This window comes from Sporosarcina sp. Y352 (assembly GCF_056786535.1).
This window is the reverse complement of sequence record NZ_JBXCJE010000001.1, coordinates 16,859-42,756: the sequence shown is the minus strand read 5'-3', so window position 1 is coordinate 42,756 and position 25,898 is coordinate 16,859. Positions and strand designations below refer to the sequence as shown.

The window sequence follows — 25,898 nt, the reverse complement described above, 5'->3', positions numbered from 1 at the left end:
ATCAAATTTGGCCGAACGAATGGATTAAATATGATATAAGCACTATATTGCATAAGAGGAGATGTTATTGTGGGTTTCTTTGATCGAAAAGCTATTTGCGGTGTGTGTAATGAAGAAGTTGGACTAAATCGTTTTAAAATAAAAAAATCAGACGCTTGGCTGTGTCCCATTTGTTTAAAACAAGCTGGAGGCGCTACGGCGCTTAATGTGAATAAAATCACTGTTGAAGAAATCAAAGCGATTATTCAAGAGAAGGAAGACAAACTTGGTGATGACCCAATGTCAGACGCCGAAAATATGTACAACTATTGTAAAGAGAATAAATTCGGTTCTGGTTTTAACGAAAAGTGGGGGGTTAAACACTTCAAAGTCTTACAAGATAATCTAATCCGCGGTGAAAAGGTATTAATGACTTTCATCGGATTGCACAATTTTCAATCCACTACTAAACACGATAGTAACTATGCTTATGCTATTACCAACAAACGAATTTTGTTTGGTCAAAAGTCTTTAACTGGCGAAAAGTTTAAAGCGGTTAATCACGAAAAAATCAACGATATATCTTTTGAAAAAGGAATGGTATTTGGTGTTCTAACCATCGATACTCCTCAAGAGAAGTTTAATATTGCTTTAGATTCAGCTTCCGCGTCATCCATAAACAATACGATTCACGAAGTTTTGGATAATTTAAAGTCTTCTAATGGTCAAGAAAATATTCCACAGCCATCTGCCAATACTTCTACTGCCGATGAGATTTTAAAGTTTAAAGGACTTTTAGATTCAGGAATCATTACCGAAGAAGAATTCGAAGCGAAAAAAAAGCAGCTTCTTGGACTATAAGTTTTTCAACCACCGTAACTTTTGGATTATACTCTTACTTCATATCTAAGAATTGATAGTAGTCTCGCTGTGGTAAAAGTCTTGTAATGGTCTGGTTAACTAAATGGATTCGCTTATTTAAGGTTGCGAAACAGGTAATCTTACTGTATATCATAAGCGTAAAATATAAACTTCACAATAATAGTGGGCGTATTCTTTTAAAAAATAATGTCATTTATGTTGTATTTTTGTGTTTTATTAGAAATGATTCAGGCTATTATGCAACATAGTTTACGAGATGCATCCGATAATAAATGCAACATAATTTATAGGAGATGATATTACGAAAGGGTCTTTCCAAGAATATTTAGCTTCAAGCAATTTAAGTGAAAATACCATCAAAGGATACACTCAATCCGTAAATTGATATATAAAATGGTTCAATGAATCAAAAGTTGTTTCATTCACAAAGTTGCAGCGTATGCGAGAATATATATCCTATAAGCTATGAGTTACAAAGAAGGGCTAAAGAAACAACGATAAATAAAAAAGGAAACCCAATAGTCAGAGATTTATATCTAGATCCTCTGAAAAAGGCTGACTTCAAAAGGTCACCTTTTAGTGACCTTTGAAATCAACCTTTTTTGTATAATATCTCAGGACCGCATAGCCTATCCTATCCAAACCTATTACTGAGTTTTATTATTTTTTCTTTTTTATTTGATTTTTATTATTTTTATTTTCCTCATCGATTGAGGAATTTTCGTTGTTTTGGATTGCTTCTTCCTTTTTTACAGCAGCTGCTGAAATTGGTGCAGAACTTTTACTATCCTTACTAATAGGAGAATCTGTTAGTGGCCCGCTTACCTCGTCCTTTTTACTGACAGCTGATTCTAGTTTGTTTTTCACTTCTTGTACAGCGAGGGAGCCTGTGCGTATATCGCGGGTTTCTTTCTTTTTGTCTTCCGCCATTATCCTTTCGATATCGGGATTGCCTTCCACGATCAAAATATTAGGGCTTACTGTAATATCTTCAGCGTGGCCAGCTGTGTCTTGGTTAACTAGTTTCCCTGCTGCGATTGCCGAAGGGAAAGAACGGTCAATCCTAGCTTCTTCTTTTCTAATGGTATCCTGTACCTGTTTTGTTTCTTGAATTTTTCTCTTTCCTATAATTACCTCTTCAACAATTACAGCTCTTTTTGTTACCTCTATTCTTTCTTCCATAATGGGGATTCGAATAATTTCATCCTCTCCAAACGGGCTGCCATCAAACTTTCCATCTATGACAGGACGTCGCTCTACATATACTTCTTCTCGAAATAGTGGAACATGAACGGTTCTCTGTTCTTCCACTACTTCTTTACGGAGCTGTAATTCTCCAACTTGAACATTCTCTTTTGTAATTTCAAGCTGTTCTTCATGGAGTCGGACTGCTCTTGAGTTTTCAGTTTCATATTGTGTATTATAGACAGGACTGTCGTAAGTTGTATTCGTATCAACTAGCAACATTATTTTCCCCTTATTTATTTCCTCTTCGCACTGTTTTGCTGTATATTTTGGCAGGCCCCTTTCAATTAGCCTGCTGGACAGGGTATTATCCTGTGTGCGGCCCATTCCTGCTGACAACATGGAAAAATAGCTGTTCATCATAACACCTGCTATAGTACTTACTTGTTGATCTGCTTCTACCATGACTCCGGTACGGGAAGTGACTAATGGAATGGCACTTTTATTTTCTGCTACCACCATGATATCTGTATCACGATGCCCCTGACGTTTCAATCCTTCAATTGCAAACAAGACTTCTTCATCTGAATTAAAGCTCCCAACAATTCGTTTTTCCATATTTATCATCCTTCCAAAATATACTACATATGAAAAGTAATAACATTCATATGTATTAGATATCTACCCGACAGATCTTCACTTGAAACAATTAAAAAATGAACAATTTGATAATTTACAATATTTAGCCGGAAATACGCTCATTTCTATAACTTAACTTGAAATAAAAAAACGGTTAGTTTTTCTAATGTATAAAAGATTCGGGTTAGTAAATTAAATTATAAGTAGAGAGGGGTGACGTTTCTCTACCCTATAAGTTCACTTATTCTTTTATATTGTAGTAGTGTCAAAACCTTTTAAGTTATGGCACATATAAAGCGAAAAAAAGCCCCGAATTTGGCAGGATTGTCTTACGGTAATTTATATTATTGTTTTTATTAAATATTTAATAGATGGTTTTGAGATCAATTAACGATAGTCGATTATGGAAATATAGAAATATTAGATTCCTTTCGACATAATTTGCAAAATCTATTAACAATTGAGTAAATACTCTGTATACTGAATTGAAAAGGGTGGGTGTTGTAATGGATGATGGGGGATTTTCTTTGTACAATAGAATGCCAATAGAATTGTTAGCAGGTTTTTATTACCATATTAACAAAAACATAGAGAATGGAATTTTATCTAATGCCATGTACCATGAAATAAATCTAATTAAACGGGTAGCTGCAAAAAAGGGGATCTCATTGACTCACCTATATGAACGAGGTTCGCTTATGAAATGATGTACATAGGTTTCTTTAGGGACATTTAGTAAACCTACATTATGTCTCTTTACTTTTATAACAGACGTTTTCCTTATAGCACTATCAAAAATCAACACAACTGATAGCGATAACAAGGTTAAGCAAGGACAAGGGTTTATGTACTATCATAAGTTAACTATCAATAGTCCCGATCTCATCGCGTGGCTTTTTTATAACCATGGGAGGTCATGAATTTTGAGAATTGACACCAAAACGTGAGTTTTTTTGTATCATTGGAGTGTACCTGTAGGATACATTTTCACTAAAATTAAAACTAAAACTCTATGGTTTCAAGGTAGGTGTTTTTTAGGTTAGATGTGCAAAACATTAGTTGAAATAAAGGCAAGTTATCGGTCAAAGTGATATTAGTTGAGCAAGAAGCCAATCCCTTTATCGGCTTCTTTTACACTATCAAAGGTGTCGTAACTCTAAAGTTATGACACTTAAAATAGATAAAAAAGTCTCCCTTTCTTGTCACTTTAGGCGATAATTTGCGCAGATTTCAAGTGCTATTTTGCACATGTTGTATTAAATATGCATAGGTGCTAAATTAGTACGCCTTTGCTTATCATTCGAGATCCAAAAACATTTCGGATCTCTGATGTTTACGACTAGGGCAGTAATCTTCTAATGTAATTATTGCCTATTTTTTATAAATAATAATTTAATGGAGTTGACAACGTAATAATCCTAATGTTAGGATATATACATCCTAACATTAGGATGAAATTTTGAAGAAAGGATAAATTGGTATGATTGCAAGCTTAACAAGAATTAATGAACTTGCTGCGAAAAATCATAATGAAGGCTTAACCATTGATGAAACACTTGAACGAGAGCAGCTAAGACAAGAATACTTACAAGAAATTCGTGGACAGGTGACATCGTCAATGACGAGTTTAACGATATTGAGTGAATCAGGTGAAGATATAACACCAGCAAAAATTGTTGTAGAAAAAGCAAAACAAATGCAAAATGATTTTCTGTTTTAAGCAAGCCATATAAAAAATTTATCATTCATCCTAATGTTAGGATGAGTAGAAGGAGAAAAAAATGGTGTCAACAGTATTACAAGTAATTTTAGGATTAGGATTTATTATGTTCGGTTTAATGAAATTTGGTTCAAAGCAAATGGTTGAAGATTTTAAACGTTATGGTTATTCAGCAGGATTTCGAATTTTCACAGGTACTGTAGAGATTATAGCAGCAGTTCTTTTAATAGCAGGTATTTGGAATGGAACATTGGCTGCAATTGGTAGCTTCCTTGTTGTTGCAACGATGATTGGTGCGATTTTTACACACATTAAAATTCAAGACAAATTGAAAGATATGATGATGCCTATCATTTTACTAGTGCTTGGAGCAATCGTATTGGTATTAAACTACTCATCTTTACTTGGCTAAGCTAGTTAAAACTTTTATGCTGAAGATAAAGAAATATCGGAGGCGATTAATTAATGGGACAAAAATTACAATATGGAGAAAAAGAATTAAAGTTATTTCGAACATGGTTAAAAGCGACAAAAACACTTTATGATAACGTAACGAAGGATCTTACAAGTCATGGTTTAACGATTGAAAACTTTATGGTCCTAGAACTGCTTTATAATAAAGGACCTCAATTTATTCAAGTGATTAGCGAAAAGTTAATGACTCCAAGCGGAAGTATTACGTATGTAGTGAACAAGCTAGAAAAAAAGGAATTTGTGAAACGCGAAATCAATGAAGAAAACAAACGTTATTGCAAAGTCGTACTAACAAAAAAAGGGGAAGATTTTTTTAATGAAATTTTACCGAAGCATGTAGAAATGATTGTACAAAATTTAGAAGTGTTAGATGACAGTCAAAAGGAGCAATTAACAGCATTATTAAAAACAGTTGGTCTTGCTGCAAAGGAACTGTCTTAGAAGGAGAATAATAGTATGGAAAAATATCGAATCCATCCGAAAAATGGAATGGAAATTGGCTTATATTCAATCGGGGATCATTTAAGGAATTCTGTAACTGGGCAATGAATTTCTGCACAACAACGTATTCAAGAATTAGTCGAAACAGCGAAATTAGAAGAAGATGCTTTTCTTGATGTTTTTAGGAAAGGCTCAATGCCGACATTATACATGGCCAACTAAATCAGCAGCCCTTGGTTGTTCCATGACAGCTGTCTTAATATTAGGTTCTATTATTTCACTATCAAAATGGGGTGAAGAGGGAGCGAAGGAATCTGGTGCTGAAGTAATATTATTTAAAGTGCCTGAACTTGCTCCTCAATCCATCCTCAAGGGGGGTGATAAATTATAAAGTTAAAGTATTGGTGTAGGTAATAAATAAATCTTTTAGGTGGTTATTATAGTGGGTTTTTTAGACAAAATATTTGGTAGATCTAATGAGGAGGAAAAAACAATGACAAACGAAAAATTGAAAATAGGTATTGTTCAAGGTAGTGTACGTGTAGGACGAAATGGTGATGCTGTAGCAAAATGGATGCATGATTTTGCAGAAAAACGGAATGATGCTGAGTATGAACTTGTAGACCTTGCCAACTACAATCTTCCACTCTTGGGCTCAGAAAATGCACAATCAGATGCTGGAGAACAAATAAAAGCCTGGTCAGAAAAAATGGCTTCTTTCGATGGCTATGTTTTCGTAACACCTGAATATAATCACGCAATCGGTGGGGCGCTCAAAAATGCGCTGGATTTCTTGAACCCAGAATTGAACAATAAAGCAGCTGGCTTTGTTGGATACGGTAGCTTAGGTGGTACACGTGCACATGAAAACCTACGTCTAATCTTGGGTGAGCTACAAGTTGCTGACGTACGTACGGCAGTTACATTCTCACTGATGTCTGACTTTGAAAACATGAGCGTGTTCAAACCTGCTGACTACCATGCGGACAACGCGAACACAATGTTTGACCAAGTTCTTTCTTGGAGCCGCGCATTAAAAACTGTACGATAAAATTAGTGATTTTTGTGCCAAGAACATACTCCGGTGCTCTCAATTGAGCGGTCAGCATTTTTTTGGTTATGTGCGGAAGCGCTTTTTGAAGTTCACTAAATCGCAACGTACCATTTTTAAATAAATAATGTAGTACGGACGTTTTACCTGTTCTAACGTCTGTAGTAGCGATTGCACTAGCTGTCATTATGCTACTGGCTGCTGGATTTCACCTTAAGCGTAAAGAGTATTCAGGAATAGTTATGAACATTATTTTTATTGTGCTGGCATTATTTATTGCCGTTTGGCGATTTTAAGCCATACGTTAACAACTGAGTTTGTAAAAACTAAAATAACCTATCTGGGAGGGATATTAACAATGATAACTGTATTTCCTTCAGCATCACGTATTTCAGCGGACCATGGGTGGGTTAAATCATCGTTTAGCTTTTCACCGAACGACCCGGAGAATTCACAATTTGGTTCACTGATAGCCTTAAACGACGATCTTATCGCACCCTCCAAGGGCTTTGGTATGCATCCACATCAGGACATGGAGATCGTCACTATTGTCCTAAAAGGTCAAATAAAGCATGAAGACACAATTGGGAATTCTAAAATAAGTCGTCCTAGTGAGATTCAAAGAATGACGGCCGGAACAGGTATTTTACATTCTGAATACAATCCGTCTGATACTGAAGAAGTTAACATTTTGCAACTTTGGGTTATTCCTGAAAAAAATGGACTAGATCCTTCTTATGAACAAATTACTTTTGATCATAACGCATTAAGAAATAACTTGTTACCTGTTGTTTCCAACCGGATCCAATCAGAGAACATTGCTCATATCCATCAAGATATAACAATGTATCTTTCTGTGCTGGACCGTAACCACTCTTATCAATTTAAACAAGAAGCGAATCGTAAGACGTTTATCTTTATCATCGAGGGAGAAGTCACCTTGAATAATGAATTTAAGCTGAGTACGCGAGATTCTGCAAGAATCGTCGACATAACTGAGTTAAAAATCGAAGCAATAGAGGATACGAAATTCCTACTAATCGATTTAGCATAATTGGGACCCCTACTAAGGGAAGCAATCCATCTGGGGTTGCTTCTTTTCCTTTTATCACTAAATTACATAAAGTAAAAGAAGGAAGCCGACTATATAACAACTTGTCGACTTCCTTTTAATTTTTTTATTCAAAGTCTTGAATTGTAATAATTGAACTACGAACAGGCACCTTTCAATAACTGGTTATCATATGAAATTATAGACAAGCCCCATTTACTAAAAGGGTGGTCAAACCTAACTTAGACGGTCAGGTAAACAAACATTATGAATAGGGGATTAGGTGCATAGAATATGAACTGATCACACCCCCCCCCCCGCTATGATTTTCCAGGGAGGGTTTTCCGTCTGCTTCTCGTTGGGTGAAACTGCATAACTATTCATGTAGACAGGCCTGACGTTCACCAGAAAGCCCGTTAGTTCAACGATGTATATTTATTGCATAAAGAAAGTGAAGGGCCAATGGAGGGGAAAGGAGCCATTACAAGGGGTTTCCTGTCTGAATCAACTGCCGAGAACTGGCGTTATGTCAACCAGAGGTGCATGTAACATACAAACCCGTTCAGCGATCGAATCACTGATTTACGGATAGACCTCATGGAGCTAATCCAATTACTTGTTCAACTAACGGGGCAGTTTAGTATAATAACAATACAATTTTTTTTGCGGTGATATGTGTTACATCCAAGGTGGATGTACAGCAAAAAATAGTGATCAAAGTTATTTTGATCACTATTTTTGTTTCTAAATTTCCCTATGTCCTTCTATTCAATTTAAAATTAAATATCAGAGCAACTAGAAGGTATGTTAGTAATGACACAAATGAGCATTCGTGAAGGTAAATTAGTAAATGATTCAACTGATTTAGAACGATTACTTGGTCGCAAACTGGCTACAGTAAAAGAAGCATTACAACAATTACTAGCATAATGAAAACGACCTCTGCATTTTGCGAAGAGGTCGTTTTATTTAATCCATTAACTTTTCAAATAATAGATGAATCATTTCATCCGTTGGTGTTTCGCCTGATTTTACATATTTAGTGGACATCCCATATAAAGACCAGCTCAGCATAATACTTTGTAGATCCACTTTTTCAAATGGCCAGTCCGAATGCTTGTCCTTTAAGAAATCTCTAAAAATACGTCCAAGTTCATCTTTAACGATCGTTTCAATTTTCGGTGTAAACGCCTCATAGCTACGCGCACATTGATTCGCAAGTCCGGTTTGAAATTGCAAAATACTAGTAAAAATATTTTTCATTGATTCCGGTGTTAACGCTTCATGTGAGTTGACATTTGTGAGCACCCCTTTTAAGACGTCCTCTGCTAACACCTTCTCTAACAAGTCATACTTATCAAAGAAATGATAATAAAATGTTGCTCGGTTTATGGTTGCGCGCGATGTAATATCTTTAATCGTAATATCTTTGAATTCCTTCTCTACAGCAAGCTGCATGAACGCATCCATAATTAACTGACGCGTACGTAAAAAACGTGGATCCATTTTTTTTTCCATTGTTATTCTCCTTACTTTTTCGACATTTGACGTCAAATGTCGTATATACGATGATTTCTAGCTATTTGTTGGTTGTCGTTTTTTTCGTTTTGACATAAGATAATTACACAACAAGTGTTGGATATACAAAATGTGTTGGAGGTAATTAAAATGAATATTACAGTTTTCGGTGCAAATGGTCAAATCGGACAACAGTTCCTTAACGTAGCTTTACAAAATGGAGATAAAGTAAAAGCGGTGGTACGTCGCGAGGGTGCACTTGAAATGACGCATCCCAATCTAGAAGTCATCGTTGCAAACTATAACGACGAAGCACAAGTGACGGCAGCAATTGCAGGTCAAGATGCCGTAGTGAGTACACTTGGACCAAGCTTAAACGGTGGGCGCAAAATTACAAGCTTACCAATTCGAAACGCACACGAAATGATTCTACGCGTGATGGAGACAACAGGTGTGAAACGTTTCATTACGCTTGCAACACCAGCGGTCAAATCAGCACAAGATAAAAAACAAGTTGCAACAATTATGCCAGCATTAATGCCAAAGCTATTTTTCCCTCCTGGCCATGCCGAAATGAAGGGTGTTGAAACTTTAGTAAAAGCAAGCAAGGCTGATTGGACGGTTGTGCGTATTATTAACCCGAACGTGAAAACAGATGGCAACGGCTATACGATTTCTTTAGGTGACTCAAAGGCGAAGTTTAATGTATCGCGTAAAAACGCAGCAACATGTATGTATGACGCAATTCGTAAGCAAGAATGGGTAGGTAAAATGCCTATCGTCTTTAATAAATAGGAGGTAATGCGATGACAATTTTAGCTTGGATTTTACAAGGTTTACTTGGATTAATGTTTATCATGGCTGGTTTAGGAAAAGCAACTGGTTCAAAAATGCACATCGAGGGCTTTAAAAAATGGGGCTTACCACAATGGTTCCGTATTGTAACTGGTGTTATTGAATTAGGTGCAGCGATTTTATTAATCGTAGGTTTTTGGAATGAAACGTCAGCCATCATCGGAGCAGCCATTTTAGTAGCAGTAGGTATTGGTGGCGTGTTTACTCATATTCGCATTAAAGACACAATGAAAGATACAGCAACGATTGGTGTACTTGGCATTTTTGCTCTTGTACTATTAATCATTCTATTATAAAAAGTGGGTGAAAAATATGAACTTCGAATTCGGTGTTTATTCTCTTGGAGAACGTATTCCAGATGATAAAGGCAAGGTATTATCAGCACAGGAGCGCGTGGAAAACATCATTCAAATGGCAAAATGGGCGGACGAAGCAGGACTGGACGTTTTTGGTGTCGGTGAACACCATCGTTTAGATTTTGTCACATCTAGCTATGCGATGCTGCTAGCAGCCATTGCACGTGAAACGAAAAATATTACATTAACAAGTACATTATCTGTTATTAGCACATCTGATCCAGTCCGTGTTTATGAGGATTTTGCGACATTAGATTTACTAAGCGGCGGTCGTACAGAAATCATTTTAGGTCGTGGTGCCTTTTTAGAAAGTTTTTCATTATTTGGCGCTAGTTTAGATGACTACGATAAGCTGTTTGAGGAAAAGCTAGGACTGTTTATGGAGCTACAAGAAAAAGACGTAGTAAACTGGCATGGTGAGTACCGTTCCCCACTTAGAGATGCACAAATTGCACCTCGTCCCGTGCAAAAGAGATTGCCGATGTGGATTGGTGTTGGTGGTACACCAGCAAGTGCTGTTCGGGCCGGAAAGCTCGGAGCGAACATGGCTTTAGGTTTACTAGGTGGCGAGCCTGAACGTGTTCAGCAGTTAACGAATCTTTATTGGCAAGCAGCGAATGATGCAGGTCACGATTTATCACAGTTAAAGGTTTCCGTCACAGGTCACGGCTATATCGCGGAAGATGGTGCACAGGCGATGCGTGAATTTACACCGCATTATAATCAGTACATGCTACATTTTATGAAAGATCGCGGGATGCCCTATACCCCGATGGTACCAGAGCAAATGATGCCACAACGTGTAGCGAATCAAATTTTAGCTGTTGGTAGCGCTGAGGAACTCGCAGAGAAGATTTTATATCAACATGAGCTATTTGGTCATTTACGTTTCATGGGGCAATTTGATATGGGGAATCAACCATTACATCGAGTTGAAAAGGCAATTGATTTATTGGCCAATGAAGTAGCACCAATTGTGCGCAGAGCTTTATCTAAATAACAAAGTGTTGAATGTAGAAGGTATTTTAAACAAACTAGTTTTATTAATAGGAGGAAGAAATCATGACAAATGAAAAATTAACTATCGGAATTATCTTAGGAAGCACTCGTCAAGGTCGAGTTAGCCCTGAAGTTGGAGATTGGGTAAAAGGAATAGCTGACGAACGTGGGGATGCAAATTATGAAATTATTGATATTGCAGATTACCAATTGCCGTTTTTAGGAACAACTGATGGAACAGAACCTGGAATAGCAGCTTGGACTAAAAAGATTTTTAGCCTAGATGGATTCGTATTTATTGTTCAAGAATACAATCACAGTATTTCTGGAGCTTTAAAAAATGCACTTGATATTGCAAATCGAGAAGCTTGGAATAACAAAGCAGCAGGAATCGTTAGCTATGGTGGAGCAGGTGGAGCTCGTGCAGCTGAACACTTACGAGGAATTTTCGGAGAATTAGAAGTTGCAAGTGTAAAAGGTCACCCAACATTATCTCTTTTTACTGATTTTGAAAACTTTTCAACATTTAAACCATCTGAAAACCATCTACCGACTGTCAACTTAATGCTTGACCAAGTGATAGCATGGAGTGGTGTATTAGAAACTTTAAGATAACATAGTTTTTCTGATAATCAAGGCATTCATAGCAGTAGAAACACAAATAATATAAAGTACTTGGAGGAATATAGGAGTGAAAATTTTAGTAACAGGTGCAGCCGGAAATCTAGGCTCAAATATTATTGAAAATTTAGTAAATAAAGTGCCAATTTCTGATATCATAGCAGGTGTACGTGATCCACATTCAGAAAAGGCAAAAAGCTATGAAGCACAAGGTATTGAAGTTCGCTTAACCGACTTTGAAAATAAAGAATCATTAGTTGAAGCTTTCAAAGGTGTGAATCGCGTCTTCAATATTTCAACATTTGGTGATGTGGAAACATCAATTCGTCAACAAACAAATGCGGTAGAAGCTGCAAAAGAGAATGGCGTTTCACAAATGATTTACTCAAGTGCGCCACGTGCGGATGTTAGTAACTTCATTTTAGCTGGTATTCACCGTGAACGTGAAAATATCATTAAAGAATCAGGTATTTCATATGTATTTGTGCGTAACAACTGGTACGTTGAAAATGAATTAGGTACAATCCAACAATGCTTAAATGGCAAACCATGGGTTACATCTGCAGGAGAAGGAAAAGTAGCTTGGGTGTACCGTCCAGATTTAGGTGAAGCGACTGCCAATATTTTAGCAGGTAAAGGACATGATAATAAAGCATACGAATTAGCTGGTGAAAACTTAACACAACAACAATTCGTAGATGTAGTTAATGAGGTTACAGGCAAGGAAATTTCTTTATTAGCTGTAAATTCTGAAGCACATGCAAAAATGCTAAAAGAGGCTGGCGTACCAGAAGAATTTGTATCATTGACAGTAATGATTCAAAAAGGAATCCGTGAAGGTGGATTAGAAGCATCTCATTCTGATTTAGAAATGCTATTAGGTCGGAAGCCAACAACTGTAAAAGAAGTATTGCAAATCTTATTAAAATAATGATGAAAGCCGCTGTAGGATACAGTGGCTTTTTTAATGCGTGAAATAAGGTAACGAATAGTTCTCTTTCTTACGCAATCGGGTGCTTTAGTTGAACAAGAAGGCCGATCCTTTTATCGGCTTTTTTTACATCATAACGGTGTCGTAACTTTTAAGTTTTGACACCTTAAAGTGATAGTGATAGATTAGGGGTTACCAAGGTGTCACATATTAGTGTCATAAGTAAGGGGGCTTTTTGCTATGAAATATGGCTATGCGAGGGTTTCGACGACTCACCAAGATCTCCACTCGCAATTAGAGCAATTGGAGCGAGAATGCTGTGATAAAATATTCAAAGATAAATTTACTGGAACGAAAAGAGATAGACCCGAATTTAACAAAGTACTTGATTTGTTGCAAAAGGACGACACATTAGTCGTTACTAAACTAGATCGTTTCGCTAGATCGACATTGGATGGTATAAATACAATTAAGGAGTTATTTGAAAGAGGAATTTAAGTTCATGTTTTAAATATGGGGCTGGTTGAAGATACAGCTACGGGACGGTTAATATTCAGCGTGATGTTGGCCTTTGCAGAGTTCGAAAGGGATATGATTGTCGAACGGACTCAAGAAGGAAAGGCAATAGCAAGGCTATCGCCAGACTTCAAAGAGGGGAGACCGAGAAAGTATTCATCAAAGCAAATAGATCATGCCCTTATGCTGAAAGAATCTTTTTCTTATAATCAGGTTGAGGATATGACTGGCATATCAAAAAGTACATTAATCAGGGCAAAGCGTAAAAACAGGATAAGGTAACAAATGATACGCTTTTTTATAGGTGAATATTAATATTTAAAAGAGCACTAAGCTATCCTATCAATTAGAAGCAGGGCTTATATAGATTAATATTTTATATACTTTCCTTTTCAACAGGTCTTACAACTAGGTGTAGCTAATTTTTCTTACTATCTTCCACCTAAGTAAATTTTAATAGAACCTTTGTTAGGTACAACTCTATATGATTCATAAGGTTTTTTATCGAGGCCGTTGGTTCGTTTGTTTGCATATCCTAATTTTCTCGTAATTTCCATTAAACGATTTTCCAAATCACTATACTTTTCATTATTCATTTGTGCAATTTGTATTTTCTTTTTCAATATATGCATCTCTTTATGAAGTTCTGGATCTTTTTCTACATTTAAGATTGCCTTTAGAATATCTTCCACTTGTTTAATGGGAACTTCACTGATTTTTTTCAGAACATCAATTTGTTCTACAGTATGTAATTTGGAGAGCATTACAACCGATTCATTTTTTAGTCCATTTGGTTTGTCTATATACACACAGTTTTTAGGAATGGACTCTTGCTGATTCATTGGTCTTCCTTTTTTAATTTTTTTATATTTTTTAGGATCTTTATGATATATAATTTCTATTTCTTTTGCTGAGCGTAGTTGGGAAAAGACCATTTGGTGATTTTTGGAAATCAAACAAAGAGCTGGTACTATTTTGTTTTCATTAATACGTATCAAATGTATATTGCCCACCATTTAATAATGCCTCCATCTATAATATTATCAACCAATATCATACTTATTTAAAAAATCTTCAAAGTGTTTTTCTCTCCATCCATTAGCTCAATGCCCCCGCTGTGCCTTCACTGTCTGCAGAAACCATTTCCGCATACTATTTTGGGCTAGATTTAACTTCAGTAGAATAATGCTGCCTACCGTCAATTTCTATCACAACCTTTTGGTTGTTGGGAAGTATTGGTGAAAGACCTTTCCATTGATAAGAGTAATTCCCGTTTCTTTGACATTTAGTATAGGAATCCTCATTTAATTATATCTTATTATCGTTCCTCAATGTGTCTCGAAAAAACCGAACGTTTCCAAAGTGATATTGCAACTATTAGAACGTTTTGTTGTGTGATTTTTAAACCTATTGCAACGTATATATTTCCACAAGTATTACTTCAATTGATTAGGGAATCAACCTTTAATGGGATTTGTTACTTCTCAACAAAAGTAAATAAATATACTGCAAGAAACGCCCGATTGTATAGGAACTATGCATTTCCAGTTAAGTCACAAGAAAAAGGGAGCAGAATCAAAAAACTTAAGTGAATCTAGTTTAATTGCATTTTGTTATTTTATTGCTAGAATTAAAGATGAACTAAAGTCTGGAAACAATAATGATAACTTAATTATAGATAGGTGAACCGATTTCAAATTTAGATTGGGAATCACATTAATTTTATATTTAGGTTCTATATTTAGATTAATTTAATTGAAAGTTTTATTGCTAAGGAGAAAAATCAATTACAACTGTCCATATCAACTCATAACATGGACTTTCTAAAGTGTTTAAAAGATTAATGATTTCTAGTGGAGTGAAAGAAAATACTAATCATTTTTTACTAGAAAGGAGTATGAAAAAAGAGGTTAAGGGCAGCTTTTTTGTTGTAATTGAATAATCCAATGCTCCAATGCTCTTCTAGACAGAATTTGGGCAGCACTAGAACCAGATATGGATTTTCAGAAAACAGTACTACATGTGTTTTGAATGATGTTTATGAATCGGCGTAGAGTATGGATGTAAGAAAGTAGGGGCGGTATTTTGAAAATACGTCAATACTTAATTTAAGTTTATTTATAAATCCCTTCTACGATTAAAGGGAAATGGAAAAAAATATCGAAATAAGTATATAGTAAGTATTTCTCACATACATTTTGGAAATGATGGTGAATAAACTAGTTTATTCAATTAATTCTTTATGTATGTTGAAATGGGAGGTGCTCTATATGTTTATGAAAGGGGCTGTTATAATGAATAACATTAATTTACAAAAGCAAGATTCACTAATTTACTCTCACATAACTATTAATCAAAGTCTTGTTAGTAATTATGAAGGTGATATTAGATCATTACAGAATCAGCTAAATGTTCTTAAAGATATTGTGGAGGGCTCATTCTCAAAAGTGAAGGGGTATTTTCAGGAATGTATTAAGGATAATAATGAGTGTATAACAAATACTTACTTCAAGGGTTTGATCATTGAATTTTTGGCATCAGAAAAGAAGTTTAATACAAATGGATTAAATTTAATAAATAATATAAGTAATGATTTAAAATCGAAAAAATTAGATGTAACTACATATAAATACTTAAAAAGTGTAATAAACCATCAACAGAATTTTGTTACAGAACTTTTTGATAAAGAATTGGATTTTAATCGTATAGAGTTTATGAGCAACTATATAAGAGAGTTTACACGATATTTGAAAATGGATTTAAGTATAGAAAGTTTACCTGACTTACCTAACCGACAAGTTTCACTTGGAGTTCAAAGTATTAAAAGACAAACAATAAAGTTTGATTACAATCCTAATGAAAAAATCACTGCATAGGGGCTAATTAGTTATGACTGAGGATAAGTATAATAAATTTATTGAAGTAATAAACCTGGATAAAGTGGAATTAAATTCTCTTGAATGTAAACAGAATCTTGATTTTGAACACTTAGAGAAAGGGAATCTGGATATAGTTTTAAAATCAGAGTTAAAAAAAACTAATATTGATGGTATAGAAATTCTAATACAAATGGACTTTAATGTATTAGCTGTAAATACAAATGGAAATGAAGAGAAAGAAAATGACGATATACCAGAAGAGGATATCCTTTTTAGTATCGATTTTGTCTTAAACTTAAAATACAATTTAAAGATTGAGAATGAGAATGATTTTTTAATTGATATTGATATAGAGAATGAGTTAGAAACCTTTGTAGATCGAAACGTACCTATTAATGCTTGGCCATATGTGAGAGAAACTGTAAGCTCAATTACAACGAGAATGGGATTCCCGGCCCTAATAATACCTCCTTATAAATACACACCAAAGTATTAGGATATGGCACTTACCTTTTATGAGAACAAGAGTATTAGTAATAAACCTTTGATTAAAGCAGTTGTAGATGAAGTTGAAAGAAATCGGGAAGTTTTTCTTTTTATTTCAAGGATGTTTTCAATTTACAATAAAAATGATGTGTCTAATTTACCTGAAGTGTATAGACAAATTAATTTAATGCTGTCTTCACCTGCATTAAACTTAGCCGAGAGTAAAGTTGATTATCTAGCAAAAGTATTGGGAAATATATATGAATTAAATTCTGAGCAATTTAATGATACAAGAGCAAAAATTTTAGAAAATGTCATATTCTCTTTCGGACCCATAACGAAAGGTTTCCTAAGTGAAAGGCGTTATGTTGAGCCTGTAATTAAGGATGAAAATAACGTTGTTGGTGATTCGGATAACAAATGTGATATAGTATCTTATTACGATGATAAAAACCCCTTGGAGTTTGTTGAATGCAAGGCTAATATTAGTAATGTTATACCCAAATTCCGTCCATTTGAAAAAGCTAAGCAAGCTGATCAAGATAAAATTAAGTACTTAGCGAATTGTTATAGATATTTAAAACAAAATTATTGTGAACCTAAAGTTTACTTTGCTTGCTACAATCTGGACTATGAGCAGGAATTGAATAATCTCCAAAATAATTGGGGATATAAATATATGGATTTTATTAATCCAGTTGAAATAATTAACGGGAAAGTTTAAAGGATTAGAAAAAACACCTTAATCTAAGGTGTTTTTAATTTGCCTGAAAATCAATATTAATGGCTAATAGAGAATGAAAGAGGAGGGAATGGATGTGCGTGTTGAGTTGATTAAGTCGATGGAATGGAATTACATCTTAGATATGATGTACATGGCGAAGCAAATACTCATTGAACTGATAAATGGATATATGGATTTTGTAGATTGTGAAACAATTATTTTGGATCCACTTTATGAATGCGAAGTATTAATAGAAGAAACTGAAGACATGCGCGATAAAGTAAGTAACTTACTCGAAAAGTTGAAAAGTAAAAAGTGAATAAAAATACGACCATCTATTGAGCGGATGGTCGTTTTTTTTATAGTGAAGGATAACTTAGTAATGTAAAGCAATTTTACTAGTGTCAAATCTGATAAACAGTCGTGGAGTTTCTAAACTTCTGTGTTTTTGCTATTTATTCACATTAGGCAACAATGATTCCCCGCAAGTTTGCGATGGGCAAACGGTTTTGTTATTCTATATGTATATTCTTTAAATGAAGTTACTGTTTTCTTCAACTAGTGAAAGTCGTTACACTTTTTGCATATGCAGAAAGAGACTCGGCATAAATGTTCAGCCTTTATATTCCTAATTTATAGGAAAAGTTAGGTAGACGTGTTACACGTCAATAAATTACATTGCATATCAAAAGTGATACTTACGCATATTGCGTGAACTATATTAAAACCGATTTTTCCTATTCAGGAGATGTCGGTTTTTTGCATTCAAAAAGTTATTGAAGGGAGATGGAAGAGGATCTATTGAAATATGAAAATAGGGTTATTTTAAAACGTATTTACTTAGCAATCGCTAGGTATAAATGCGTTTTTTTATTTATTTAAATACAAAAATAGAAAGGGTTGTTAGGTATGTCGATTAATCTTGATAATATGACGGCTGTCCAAAACAAGCAACAAGACGGTATGCTAGGGCATTTAATGTGGTTCTCGGTTGGCAAGCAATTAATCAAAATGGATGATTTGGAGCGAGCACTTATTCAGTCAGGATTGCCTGTTGAATGGATGCCGAATGCGATTCGTCCAGCCGATGCATTTCGAAGAAGTACTAAAGAGATAGAGACTAGAAAATCTACTGGGCACGCTGGAGTATTCGAGAACTATCTTATTCGTGAAGTGTTCTCGGACAATAGCCACGTGCAGCGGAACATTGTAGTGGAGACTGTGGATCAGGCTGGTAAACGTCTTAATTACAGCAGTAGAGCGGGAGTAATCACGCTAGATAAGCACAATAGTTCTCTAACATTTATAACGGAGAACGAAATTGCAAAAGAGCTGTGCTATGAAGCGGAACGAAATTTTAATATTTATAGAAAGCATTATTCAGCCCAGCAAATAAGAGTAATGGTTAATAAAATCTTACAATCTTTAGCACCCACACCAGTACGCCAAAACGGGGGAATTTACTTTGTCCCAGATTCACACACGAAAGGGTTGAATCAGCTTGTAAGCTTCACGTCCTCTCTTGAGAACAGTGAGGGGTTCAAGATACCCGTTGTTAATACATTCGATAACCGACAAATGGTGAACACGAAGCTAAATGACCATTTAGAATCTATTTTAAATGATTGTAAATCGAGTTCAATGTTAAAAAAGGGGCAAGTAAAAGAGATTATCGAAAATGCTAAGTCTGTAATTGCGAACTATCAAAATTACAAAGGCATTATCGCTAGTGAAGCAGGAACGCTAGAAACTAAAATTATGACAATTCGTGCTGCAGTTTCGAAAATGGTTGCGGATCACTAAAAATAGTGGAATGGAGAGATTAATATGACTGAGTTTTATCAAACAATAATGGGAAGAAAATTCTACGATAGAGATGTTGTCGATTGTGTGCAACATATTAGACAGATTGCTCATGAGCTCGAACGTTCAAATGATTTAAAAGAACAGGAATTGCAGATGAAAATGCGTGAGCTTTCAATAAAAGAACAAGAATTGTTTATTCTTTCATCGAAATACTGAAGAGAATTCTTAATAGGAAGTACGGATGCAATAGGAGCCGGCTTCCTTTTCTTTTTAAACTAAAAATTAAAGGAGTTATTCAATATGACAAATACTAATTTTGCGAAATTAGTAGAAATTAAAAATGCACTAAATGCAAAGTTTTTCGAGCGTGAGCAAGAAGTAGAAGGAATACTAGTCGCTCTGCTCTCTAGGCAGCACATGCTAATGATTGGACCTGCTGGAACTGCGAAATCGGCATTGTCGGTTGAATTGGCCAAAATCGTACAGGGAACTGAATATTTCCAGTGGTTGCTGACAAGGTTCAGTACACCCGAAGAAGTATTTGGCCCGTTGTCGTTAAAAGACCTTGAACAAGGCGTGTACAAGAGGAATACAGCAACTAAAATGCCAGAAGCTAATCTGGTATTTCTAGATGAAATCTTCAAGGCGAATTCAGCTATTTTGAACAGCTTGCTAACGCTAATAAATGAAAGGCTCTTCTATAATAACGGAACGCCAGTGACTGTACCCTTGATGTCAGTCATTGGAGCTTCAAATGAATACCCAGAAGAAGGCGAAGGTCTTGAAGCACTTTTTGATAGGTTTCTACTTCGATTCGAGCTAGATTACATTGCTGATGAAACGAATTTTGTTTCTATGATGAAGGGAACCGGCCAAAATCAAGTCATGCCTTCCATGTCGATGGATGAATTAGTTCAATTTCAGTTTTTTACAGACATGGTTACAATTCCTGATGAAGTGTATGAAACACTATCAAAAATCCGTAATGAATTGCGCGATGAAGGAATCCGCCCTTCTGACAGACGTTTTAAACAGTCGCTTTCGGTGCTTCAAGCGAAGGCTTTGATTAACCAAAGGCAATTTGTACAAGTAGATGATATTGTCATCCTTGAAAATGCACTCTGGGAAACGGTTGATCAAAAGGATACCGTATCGCTCATTGTTCGTAGTCATGCACAAGATGTAGTGACTCGTGCCATTGATTCCATACAAAATGAAGCAAATGAAGTGTTCAATTCCATGCTGAAGAATAGTTCTACTGATGCAGGAATGGAAGCTACCCAGAAAATGAAGGCATTGGTGAATGACTTGAATAAGCTTAAGAAACATAATCAAAGCCGATCTATGGATATCGAACCAATACTCGATAAAGTAAAATTGATGCAACAAAAAATCCTGGACAGCATTTTAGAGCCCATGGATTTTAAGAATTCAAATGAAAAGCAAACAGTAGAGATGCCGTTTTAAAAATTGATGAAATAAGAGTTGAAATGTCTAGGGACTTCCTTAGGCATTTCTTTTAAAATAATGAAAGGAAGTGTTCTTCATGAGAAGAAATACAATTCAAAATGAAAATCGTTCTGTATTAAATGCAGACGCATTCGATAAAAGGCGTTTTAAAGAGATTTATGAGATGTCACAAGGACTTCAGAAGATAAATGATAAGGGGGAGTTGCCGACGTTCGAGCCATTACTAGCTGATATTTGGGCATCCTTATTTAAGATGAAACCCGAAATGACGAAAGAGGACGTTGCCGCGGATCTTCAAGTTAACAAATCACTGATGGAAAAAATTATGTCAGATGATTCCTTCGGCAATTATAGAAGCTTCACTCGTTTGGATGATTTATCGTCAGCCATCGGCACAGTGAAATTCGGGGAGAAGACGAATCAATGGCTGGCTGACCAAAAAGAGCAGGATGAAGACCTACAAAAACAGATGCAAGAAATCCAGGCGATGCAAAGACAACTTCAAAAGCAGGAACAACAAAATGGGGCTGGAAATGGTAGTGAGAAGCTACAAGAGGAATTAAAAGAAGCAATGTCAGACTTAGATGGACAACTTCAACAGACATTGGCAAATAACAGCCATAGCTTCTCCAAAGCTATGGAACAAGCAATGCAGGAAACGAAACAGACGAAGGATAGCTTGAAATCATTACTTGGAGGCACGAGTGCTGGTAGTGGTGACGCAGAACTGAAAAAAGTTCCTTTACGAGATCAAATTTCATTAGCTGAAAAAATTGCATCTCATAAACAGATGAAAGAAATTGCAGATTGGGCTGGACGATTTAAACAGATTGCCCGTAGAAAGCAGAAATCCAAGCATAGTGATTCAATGGAAAGAAGTGGGGTTACTTTAGGCAACTATATTGAGCGGCTGTTGCCGATGGAATTGGGCTTATACACACATCCCTTAACGAAGATCGACTTCCTACGTCGGTTTGTAGAAGGCCAGACGATGATGTATGAACAAAAAGGGCATGAGGTATTGGGGAAAGGTCCAATCGTACTTTGTTTGGATCAATCAGGCAGTATGCACAAACTTGATACTCAATCAAAAGGGTTTACGTTAGCTCTTATGTCGATTGCAAGAAAACAGAAAAGGGATTTTTGTTTAATCTTGTTCTCTACTCGGACAAAGATCATTAAATATGAGAAAGGGAAAATTAAAGGCTCAGATATGGTTAGTTTTGCTCAAACCTTCTTAGGCGGAGGTACGAACTTTGCACTGCCTCTTGATAAAGCGATGGATGTCATAAACGAAAGTCGTTTTAAAAAAGCCGATGTCGTGTTTGTTACGGACGGTGAAGACAGATTAAAGGATTCATTTTTAGAAGCATTTAGTAAGAAGAAAAAAGAGAAAGCCTTCAATGTACTTTCCCTTGTAATAGGTAGTAGTACAAATACGGTGACACAGTTTTCCGATAAAGTTGTCCAAGTTAAGGATTTCGATGATAAGGGAAGTTTTACTGCGTTTGAAATCTAAAGAATAAACTGAACATTTTCGCACTGCCTTAGGGTAGTGCTTTTAATTTTTTATTAATCAAGGGAATCTAATATTATTAACTTTCATCGTGAAGAACCTTTGGCATCATTAATAAGAGGGTTTTTAGTGTCGAATATAGAATAATCCGAATAAGGGGGAGAGATGATGAAGAACTTGAAAACCGTAGATCAAGCAAAAGATGAAATTGTGAAATTAAAAGAGTTTGTTGATTTGGTCGAATCCTTTCAGCCAGAGACACTAGAAGATCAAATCATCAAGGAGTACGCATACATAGGTAGTGTTGAAAAGGTCGCAGCTAAAGTAAATGAAATGGGTTATTCGAACGGCAGTCGGCCTTTTGAGAAAGAAGATATATCAATCATTATCAAAAGTAAACCTACGGGAGATTTGCACAAATTGATTAGGTCAGGATACTTAAAAAAGACGAGACATTTACGAAGTAAAATTGAAAAGTATAGTTGGTAAGATAAATCGACAAAGATTATCTAATATTTTATAAAGTACAAAAGTTGAGCGACCAGTTTGGCAAATATTTAGGAAGTGAGAGGAGAGTAAAAAGGTGATAAATCAAGCAGAATGGCTATGGCGACGTATTATTGAAAGAGGTTCGAATATAGAGGAAAACTTTAAAGAATCATTAAATCTTCAGCCAGGTGCAAGTGATGAAGAGTTTCAACTTATTGAAATTACATTGGGCGTTTCACTTCCTGAAGAAATGAAGAACTTTTATAGGATGTATAACGGACAAGTTTGGCAAAATGGGGGGAATTCATTTTTAAGGAACTTAACTATTTCTCCTACTTTTGAAATTATAGAAAATTGGAAATTTCTTCAGGAGGAATTTGATCCAGATGATGAATTAGAACTTGATATCGGAGAAGAAATTAAGCCGGTACTCTGGCATTCTAAGTGGATTCCAATTGCAGAAAACGGTGGAGGTGATTACCTTTGCATTGATACAGATCCATCTGAATCAGGCGTGGTAGGACAAGTTATATATTATTGGCATGATTGGGGAAATCGATCGGTTGAAGCAAAGACTCTCTTTGAATTCATAGAGATTTGTTTGAACGAGGAACAAGTGAGTTAATCATTGATTAGAAAAGGAAATAATCCATATATGAAATAATGCTACTACCTTTATTTATACTTTGCAAAGTACTTAAACTAACAGGTGCGTTTCAAAGACAAGTAGAGGCGCATTTTTACTAACTGGCAGTAGAGTTTAATAAGGAATTATTTATATCTAAAGTTATAAAATGAATTTAATGGAGGTGAAAAATGAATTGGGCTGTATTAAAAGATTTAAAAACCATACTTGGCTTTATAACGTCCTTTTTATTTGCAGTTGCTGCAGTTGTCCTGGCAATAAATAACAATAGTTACTGGATTGTATTCGTTGTCTTTGCCTTAATTTTATCATTTATTAGTGTAGGAAGAGCAGACAAAATATCCAAACAAAATAACAATTAGAATCTTGGTTTCGCGAACTTGGTACATTACTTCAGGAAGGGAAAAGGTGCACCTGTTTAACTATTCGGGCAGAATCGTTTGAACAAGGAGGGGAATTTGATGTTAAATCATATCACTTCAAAATTTGGAATTAAGGTACAATCAATTAACGAAGTTGAAGATTCTCATAGCTCAACAGTTTATAAATGTAATTTGCTAAATGGTGAAAATGTTTTTTTGTATGGAGAAAGGACTTATAGAGGCGTTTTCACCTGAAGGAGTCCCTTTCCCAGTCGAAACCGTAAAGGGTAATGGTTCTTCTAATCTCACACTAACTGTATGGAGAAGCCTTCAATCCTTATATCGCTTTACCTATTCAGGACAGTAATGGATATTTTAGACCAATTGCACTGTTTTATGAACTAACCTACAATAGGTATAAACGACAAATATTGGAGGTTCATATTTTGACTAATGAGTGTAATAAACTTAGATTATGCACCTTATTAGGAAAAGAAAGCAAAGGACTTATTTTTCAAGTTTCCTTGTCGCTGACATATAAATTAGCCTTAATAAGGGTCGTCTCATGAAACGATGGTCCGTACGTTTAATGGTGTTTGGATTGCTTTGGATGGGTTTATTATTTGACTATGATGGGGAGTCTAGCTCTTTTTCATTTCTACTAGTCACATGTGCAGCTGCCTTCGCTTGTTATTTCTTTCTCACGGTCGTGAAAAAGTCTATAGTGTTGTACATATGCCTACAAATTGTAATTTTCACGGTGACATTCTTAGAGAGTCATTTGGTATGGATATGGATTCTTTTGCTTTATGTGACAATAGAAGCAATTTTTCAATTGCCTGTTTATATTTATCGTTTATACATAGCTTTCAGTTTAATAATGCTTATTTTATCGTGCATGGTAAAAAAAGAATGGCCATGGTCGTTATTCATATTTGCTGGATTTCTTCTATTCCTAGCGGTTCTACTTAATCGAAATGTTGAAGAAAGAAGAGAACAGAGGGATTTGTATGAGCAAGTACTCGGAGAATATCGCCAGTTGAAGAGATTGAATGTTGAAAATGAACGGGTAGTAAGATTAGAAGAACGGACGCGTATTGCCCGAGACATTCATGATTCTGTCGGGCATAAGCTAACTGCGCTACTCATGCAGCTTGAAATGCTTTCGATTAAGAAAAAGTCAGCTGAATATGATGATTTAAAAAAATTGGCTCAACAAAGTCTTGAAGAAACAAGGCTAGCAGTGAAAACATTGAAACATGAAGAAGTGGCAGGAATTGCTTCGGTTTTGCAGTTGATTAGAAAATTAGAGTCAGAAAATCACCTGCTCGTCAGGTTCACGACGAAACAGGGTGTGCTCCAAACGAAGTTAACGAATCAGCAAAGTATTGTTCTTTACCGTTCTATTCAGGAAGCGTTGACGAATACGATGAAACATGGTTCTGCGCGAGAGGTGGCAGTGACACTCGGTCGTTCAGCCATTGGTAATGTGGAGTGGACGGTTACGAATCAAATAGCAAATCCCGTATCATTTGAGATTGGTTTCGGTTTGACTGCGATGCGGGAACGGGTTGAAGAAATAGATGGGTATCTGCGAATTTATCAAACAGAAAAAGAGTTTACTATTGAAGGTTCGATGCCTGTGAAAGGGAATTTGCCATGAAGGTGAAAATAATGATTGTAGAAGACCAAGTGATTGTTAGGAAAGGCTTACGTATGATTGTAGAGCAGGATGAACAATTTTCGGTTGTGGCGGAAGCGGGCAATGGAATTGAAGCAATCGGTATGATGGAAATGCATAATATTGATTTAATATTACTCGATATACGAATGCCGGAAATGAATGGTATACAGGCAACTAAAATAATCAAACAACGATGGCCTGAGGTGAAAATATTAGTTCTTACCACTTTTAATGATGATGAAGCTGCGATGGAAACACTAAAAGACGGTGTGAATGGCTTTATGTTAAAAACATCTGAACCAGACAAGCTTATTCAAGCGGTGCATAGTTGCTTGCAAGGGGGACTTGTTTTACATGAGGAAGTTGCCGCGAAAATGGTACCGCGATTGTTAAAGAAGAGAGGCAAGGAACCGGTGCATGTTCCACTAACTGTACGGGAATTTGAGATTGTGAGACTTGTTGGGGAAGGAAAGACGAATAAGGAAATTGCGGGGCAGCTGTATCTATCAATTGGGACAGTTAAAAATCATCTAACTCAAATTTTACAGCAGTTAGAGCTTCGAGACCGGACACAGCTCGCTATTTATGCGGTTAGAAATGATCTTGTTTAAATTGTCT

Annotated in this window: 32 protein-coding genes and 1 pseudogene; 29 read left to right on the top strand and 4 right to left on the bottom strand. The window is 35.7% G+C overall.

Going from position 1 to position 25,898, the window contains the following annotated elements; all coding sequences use genetic code 11:
• Nucleotides 1-69 precede the first annotated feature (69 nt).
• Nucleotides 70-840 carry a PH domain-containing protein gene (locus AC1TO6_RS00285; protein WP_482099606.1) on the top strand — a complete coding sequence of 257 codons (771 nt, stop codon included), beginning with the start codon at nt 70-72 and terminating at the stop codon, nt 838-840.
• Nucleotides 841-1,521: 681 nt separating this feature from the next.
• Here the strand turns inward: AC1TO6_RS00285 and AC1TO6_RS00280 are convergent.
• The gene (locus AC1TO6_RS00280; protein WP_482099605.1) at nt 1,522-2,664 is read right to left on the bottom strand and encodes a YsnF/AvaK domain-containing protein; all 1,143 of its coding nucleotides are present in this window, start codon (nt 2,662-2,664) and stop codon (nt 1,522-1,524) included.
• 527 nt (nt 2,665-3,191) lie between these two features.
• Here AC1TO6_RS00280 and AC1TO6_RS00275 point away from each other — a divergent pair.
• The 6 genes from AC1TO6_RS00275 to AC1TO6_RS00250 all read left to right on the top strand — a co-directional run bounded on the left by AC1TO6_RS00275 (nt 3,192) and on the right by AC1TO6_RS00250 (nt 6,371).
• On the top strand, nt 3,192-3,392 hold the full coding sequence (locus AC1TO6_RS00275; RefSeq protein ID WP_482099604.1) for a hypothetical protein: 201 nt from the start codon (nt 3,192-3,194) through the stop codon (nt 3,390-3,392).
• 773 nt (nt 3,393-4,165) lie between these two features.
• Nucleotides 4,166-4,405 carry a DUF896 domain-containing protein gene (locus tag AC1TO6_RS00270; RefSeq protein ID WP_482099603.1) on the top strand — a complete coding sequence of 80 codons (240 nt, stop codon included), beginning with the start codon at nt 4,166-4,168 and terminating at the stop codon, nt 4,403-4,405.
• Between the two features lie 64 nt (nt 4,406-4,469).
• Nucleotides 4,470-4,817, top strand: coding sequence for a DoxX family protein (locus AC1TO6_RS00265; protein WP_482099602.1), 348 nt, complete (start codon nt 4,470-4,472; stop codon nt 4,815-4,817).
• A 53-nt stretch (nt 4,818-4,870) separates the two neighbouring features.
• Complete coding sequence (locus tag AC1TO6_RS00260) at nt 4,871-5,320, top strand: MarR family winged helix-turn-helix transcriptional regulator (protein WP_482099601.1); 450 nt, start codon at nt 4,871-4,873, stop codon at nt 5,318-5,320.
• 175 nt (nt 5,321-5,495) lie between these two features.
• On the top strand, nt 5,496-5,711 hold the full coding sequence (locus AC1TO6_RS00255) for a hypothetical protein (RefSeq protein WP_482100126.1): 216 nt from the start codon (nt 5,496-5,498) through the stop codon (nt 5,709-5,711).
• Nucleotides 5,712-5,813: 102 nt separating this feature from the next.
• Nucleotides 5,814-6,371 (top strand): NADPH-dependent FMN reductase, encoded by a 558-nt coding sequence (locus AC1TO6_RS00250; protein WP_482099600.1) that lies wholly within the window; start codon nt 5,814-5,816, stop codon nt 6,369-6,371.
• Here AC1TO6_RS00250 and AC1TO6_RS00245 read toward each other — a convergent pair.
• Entirely contained in the window at nt 6,283-6,558 is a 276-nt protein-coding gene (locus AC1TO6_RS00245) for a winged helix-turn-helix transcriptional regulator (RefSeq protein WP_482099599.1), read from the bottom strand. The genes AC1TO6_RS00250 and AC1TO6_RS00245 overlap by 89 nt on opposite strands.
• Before the next feature lies 1 nt (nt 6,559).
• On the opposite strand from AC1TO6_RS00245, the gene AC1TO6_RS00240 reads away from it, so the two are divergent.
• Both AC1TO6_RS00240 and AC1TO6_RS00235 read left to right on the top strand, forming a co-directional pair.
• Nucleotides 6,560-6,667, top strand: coding sequence for a hypothetical protein (locus AC1TO6_RS00240; protein WP_482099598.1), 108 nt, complete (start codon nt 6,560-6,562; stop codon nt 6,665-6,667).
• Between the two features lie 62 nt (nt 6,668-6,729).
• Complete coding sequence (locus tag AC1TO6_RS00235) at nt 6,730-7,425, top strand: pirin family protein (protein ID WP_482099597.1); 696 nt, start codon at nt 6,730-6,732, stop codon at nt 7,423-7,425.
• Between the two features lie 966 nt (nt 7,426-8,391).
• Here the strand turns inward: AC1TO6_RS00235 and AC1TO6_RS00230 are convergent.
• Nucleotides 8,392-8,940: a TetR/AcrR family transcriptional regulator gene (locus tag AC1TO6_RS00230; RefSeq protein ID WP_482099596.1), complete on the bottom strand. Its 549-nt coding sequence runs from the start codon at nt 8,938-8,940 to the stop codon at nt 8,392-8,394.
• A gap of 150 nt (nt 8,941-9,090) precedes the next feature.
• Here AC1TO6_RS00230 and AC1TO6_RS00225 point away from each other — a divergent pair, with 150 nt between their 5' ends.
• The 6 genes and pseudogenes from AC1TO6_RS00225 to AC1TO6_RS00200 all read left to right on the top strand — a co-directional run bounded on the left by AC1TO6_RS00225 (nt 9,091) and on the right by AC1TO6_RS00200 (nt 13,500).
• A complete protein-coding gene (locus AC1TO6_RS00225) occupies nt 9,091-9,735 on the top strand; it encodes an NAD(P)-dependent oxidoreductase (RefSeq protein WP_482099595.1) in 645 nt (214 codons plus the stop codon).
• Between the two features lie 11 nt (nt 9,736-9,746).
• On the top strand, nt 9,747-10,091 hold the full coding sequence (locus AC1TO6_RS00220) for a DoxX family protein (RefSeq protein ID WP_482099594.1): 345 nt from the start codon (nt 9,747-9,749) through the stop codon (nt 10,089-10,091).
• A gap of 16 nt (nt 10,092-10,107) precedes the next feature.
• Nucleotides 10,108-11,151 (top strand): LLM class flavin-dependent oxidoreductase, encoded by a 1,044-nt coding sequence (locus AC1TO6_RS00215; RefSeq protein ID WP_482099593.1) that lies wholly within the window; start codon nt 10,108-10,110, stop codon nt 11,149-11,151.
• 62 nt (nt 11,152-11,213) lie between these two features.
• Complete coding sequence (locus AC1TO6_RS00210; protein WP_482099592.1) at nt 11,214-11,765, top strand: NADPH-dependent FMN reductase; 552 nt, start codon at nt 11,214-11,216, stop codon at nt 11,763-11,765.
• A gap of 76 nt (nt 11,766-11,841) precedes the next feature.
• A complete protein-coding gene (locus AC1TO6_RS00205) occupies nt 11,842-12,702 on the top strand; it encodes an SDR family oxidoreductase (RefSeq protein WP_482099591.1) in 861 nt (286 codons plus the stop codon).
• A gap of 240 nt (nt 12,703-12,942) precedes the next feature.
• A pseudogene (locus tag AC1TO6_RS00200) lies at nt 12,943-13,500 on the top strand (recombinase family protein).
• 149 nt (nt 13,501-13,649) lie between these two features.
• Here AC1TO6_RS00200 and AC1TO6_RS00195 read toward each other — a convergent pair.
• Nucleotides 13,650-14,234: a hypothetical protein gene (locus AC1TO6_RS00195; protein ID WP_482099590.1), complete on the bottom strand. Its 585-nt coding sequence runs from the start codon at nt 14,232-14,234 to the stop codon at nt 13,650-13,652.
• A 1,254-nt stretch (nt 14,235-15,488) separates the two neighbouring features.
• Here AC1TO6_RS00195 and AC1TO6_RS00190 point away from each other — a divergent pair.
• From AC1TO6_RS00190 to AC1TO6_RS00125, 14 genes are all read left to right on the top strand, one after another.
• Nucleotides 15,489-16,094 carry a hypothetical protein gene (locus AC1TO6_RS00190; protein ID WP_482099589.1) on the top strand — a complete coding sequence of 202 codons (606 nt, stop codon included), beginning with the start codon at nt 15,489-15,491 and terminating at the stop codon, nt 16,092-16,094.
• A gap of 13 nt (nt 16,095-16,107) precedes the next feature.
• Nucleotides 16,108-16,593, top strand: coding sequence for a hypothetical protein (locus AC1TO6_RS00185; protein ID WP_482099588.1), 486 nt, complete (start codon nt 16,108-16,110; stop codon nt 16,591-16,593).
• Between the two features lie 48 nt (nt 16,594-16,641).
• Nucleotides 16,642-17,307 carry a hypothetical protein gene (locus AC1TO6_RS00180; protein WP_482099587.1) on the top strand — a complete coding sequence of 222 codons (666 nt, stop codon included), beginning with the start codon at nt 16,642-16,644 and terminating at the stop codon, nt 17,305-17,307.
• A gap of 94 nt (nt 17,308-17,401) precedes the next feature.
• Nucleotides 17,402-17,626: a hypothetical protein gene (locus tag AC1TO6_RS00175; RefSeq protein WP_482099586.1), complete on the top strand. Its 225-nt coding sequence runs from the start codon at nt 17,402-17,404 to the stop codon at nt 17,624-17,626.
• Nucleotides 17,627-18,216: 590 nt separating this feature from the next.
• Nucleotides 18,217-19,110 (top strand): DUF6744 family protein, encoded by an 894-nt coding sequence (locus AC1TO6_RS00170; RefSeq protein WP_482099585.1) that lies wholly within the window; start codon nt 18,217-18,219, stop codon nt 19,108-19,110.
• A 24-nt stretch (nt 19,111-19,134) separates the two neighbouring features.
• On the top strand, nt 19,135-19,329 hold the full coding sequence (locus AC1TO6_RS00165; RefSeq protein WP_482099584.1) for a hypothetical protein: 195 nt from the start codon (nt 19,135-19,137) through the stop codon (nt 19,327-19,329).
• Nucleotides 19,330-19,413: 84 nt separating this feature from the next.
• Complete coding sequence (locus AC1TO6_RS00160; protein ID WP_482099583.1) at nt 19,414-20,580, top strand: AAA family ATPase; 1,167 nt, start codon at nt 19,414-19,416, stop codon at nt 20,578-20,580.
• A gap of 79 nt (nt 20,581-20,659) precedes the next feature.
• Nucleotides 20,660-22,102 carry a VWA domain-containing protein gene (locus AC1TO6_RS00155; protein ID WP_482099582.1) on the top strand — a complete coding sequence of 481 codons (1,443 nt, stop codon included), beginning with the start codon at nt 20,660-20,662 and terminating at the stop codon, nt 22,100-22,102.
• 165 nt (nt 22,103-22,267) lie between these two features.
• On the top strand, nt 22,268-22,588 hold the full coding sequence (locus tag AC1TO6_RS00150; protein ID WP_482099581.1) for a hypothetical protein: 321 nt from the start codon (nt 22,268-22,270) through the stop codon (nt 22,586-22,588).
• A 94-nt stretch (nt 22,589-22,682) separates the two neighbouring features.
• A complete protein-coding gene (locus AC1TO6_RS00145; RefSeq protein ID WP_482099580.1) occupies nt 22,683-23,213 on the top strand; it encodes an SMI1/KNR4 family protein in 531 nt (176 codons plus the stop codon).
• Nucleotides 23,214-23,404: 191 nt separating this feature from the next.
• Nucleotides 23,405-23,596, top strand: a complete 192-nt coding sequence (locus AC1TO6_RS00140) for a hypothetical protein (protein ID WP_482099579.1) — start codon at nt 23,405-23,407, stop codon at nt 23,594-23,596.
• 99 nt (nt 23,597-23,695) lie between these two features.
• Nucleotides 23,696-23,851, top strand: a complete 156-nt coding sequence (locus AC1TO6_RS00135) for a hypothetical protein (RefSeq protein ID WP_482099578.1) — start codon at nt 23,696-23,698, stop codon at nt 23,849-23,851.
• Nucleotides 23,852-24,161: 310 nt separating this feature from the next.
• On the top strand, nt 24,162-25,259 hold the full coding sequence (locus tag AC1TO6_RS00130) for a sensor histidine kinase (protein WP_482099577.1): 1,098 nt from the start codon (nt 24,162-24,164) through the stop codon (nt 25,257-25,259).
• Complete coding sequence (locus AC1TO6_RS00125; protein WP_482099576.1) at nt 25,256-25,891, top strand: response regulator; 636 nt, start codon at nt 25,256-25,258, stop codon at nt 25,889-25,891. The genes AC1TO6_RS00130 and AC1TO6_RS00125 overlap by 4 nt, the downstream gene beginning before the upstream one ends.
• The last annotated feature ends 7 nt before the right edge of the window (nt 25,892-25,898 follow it).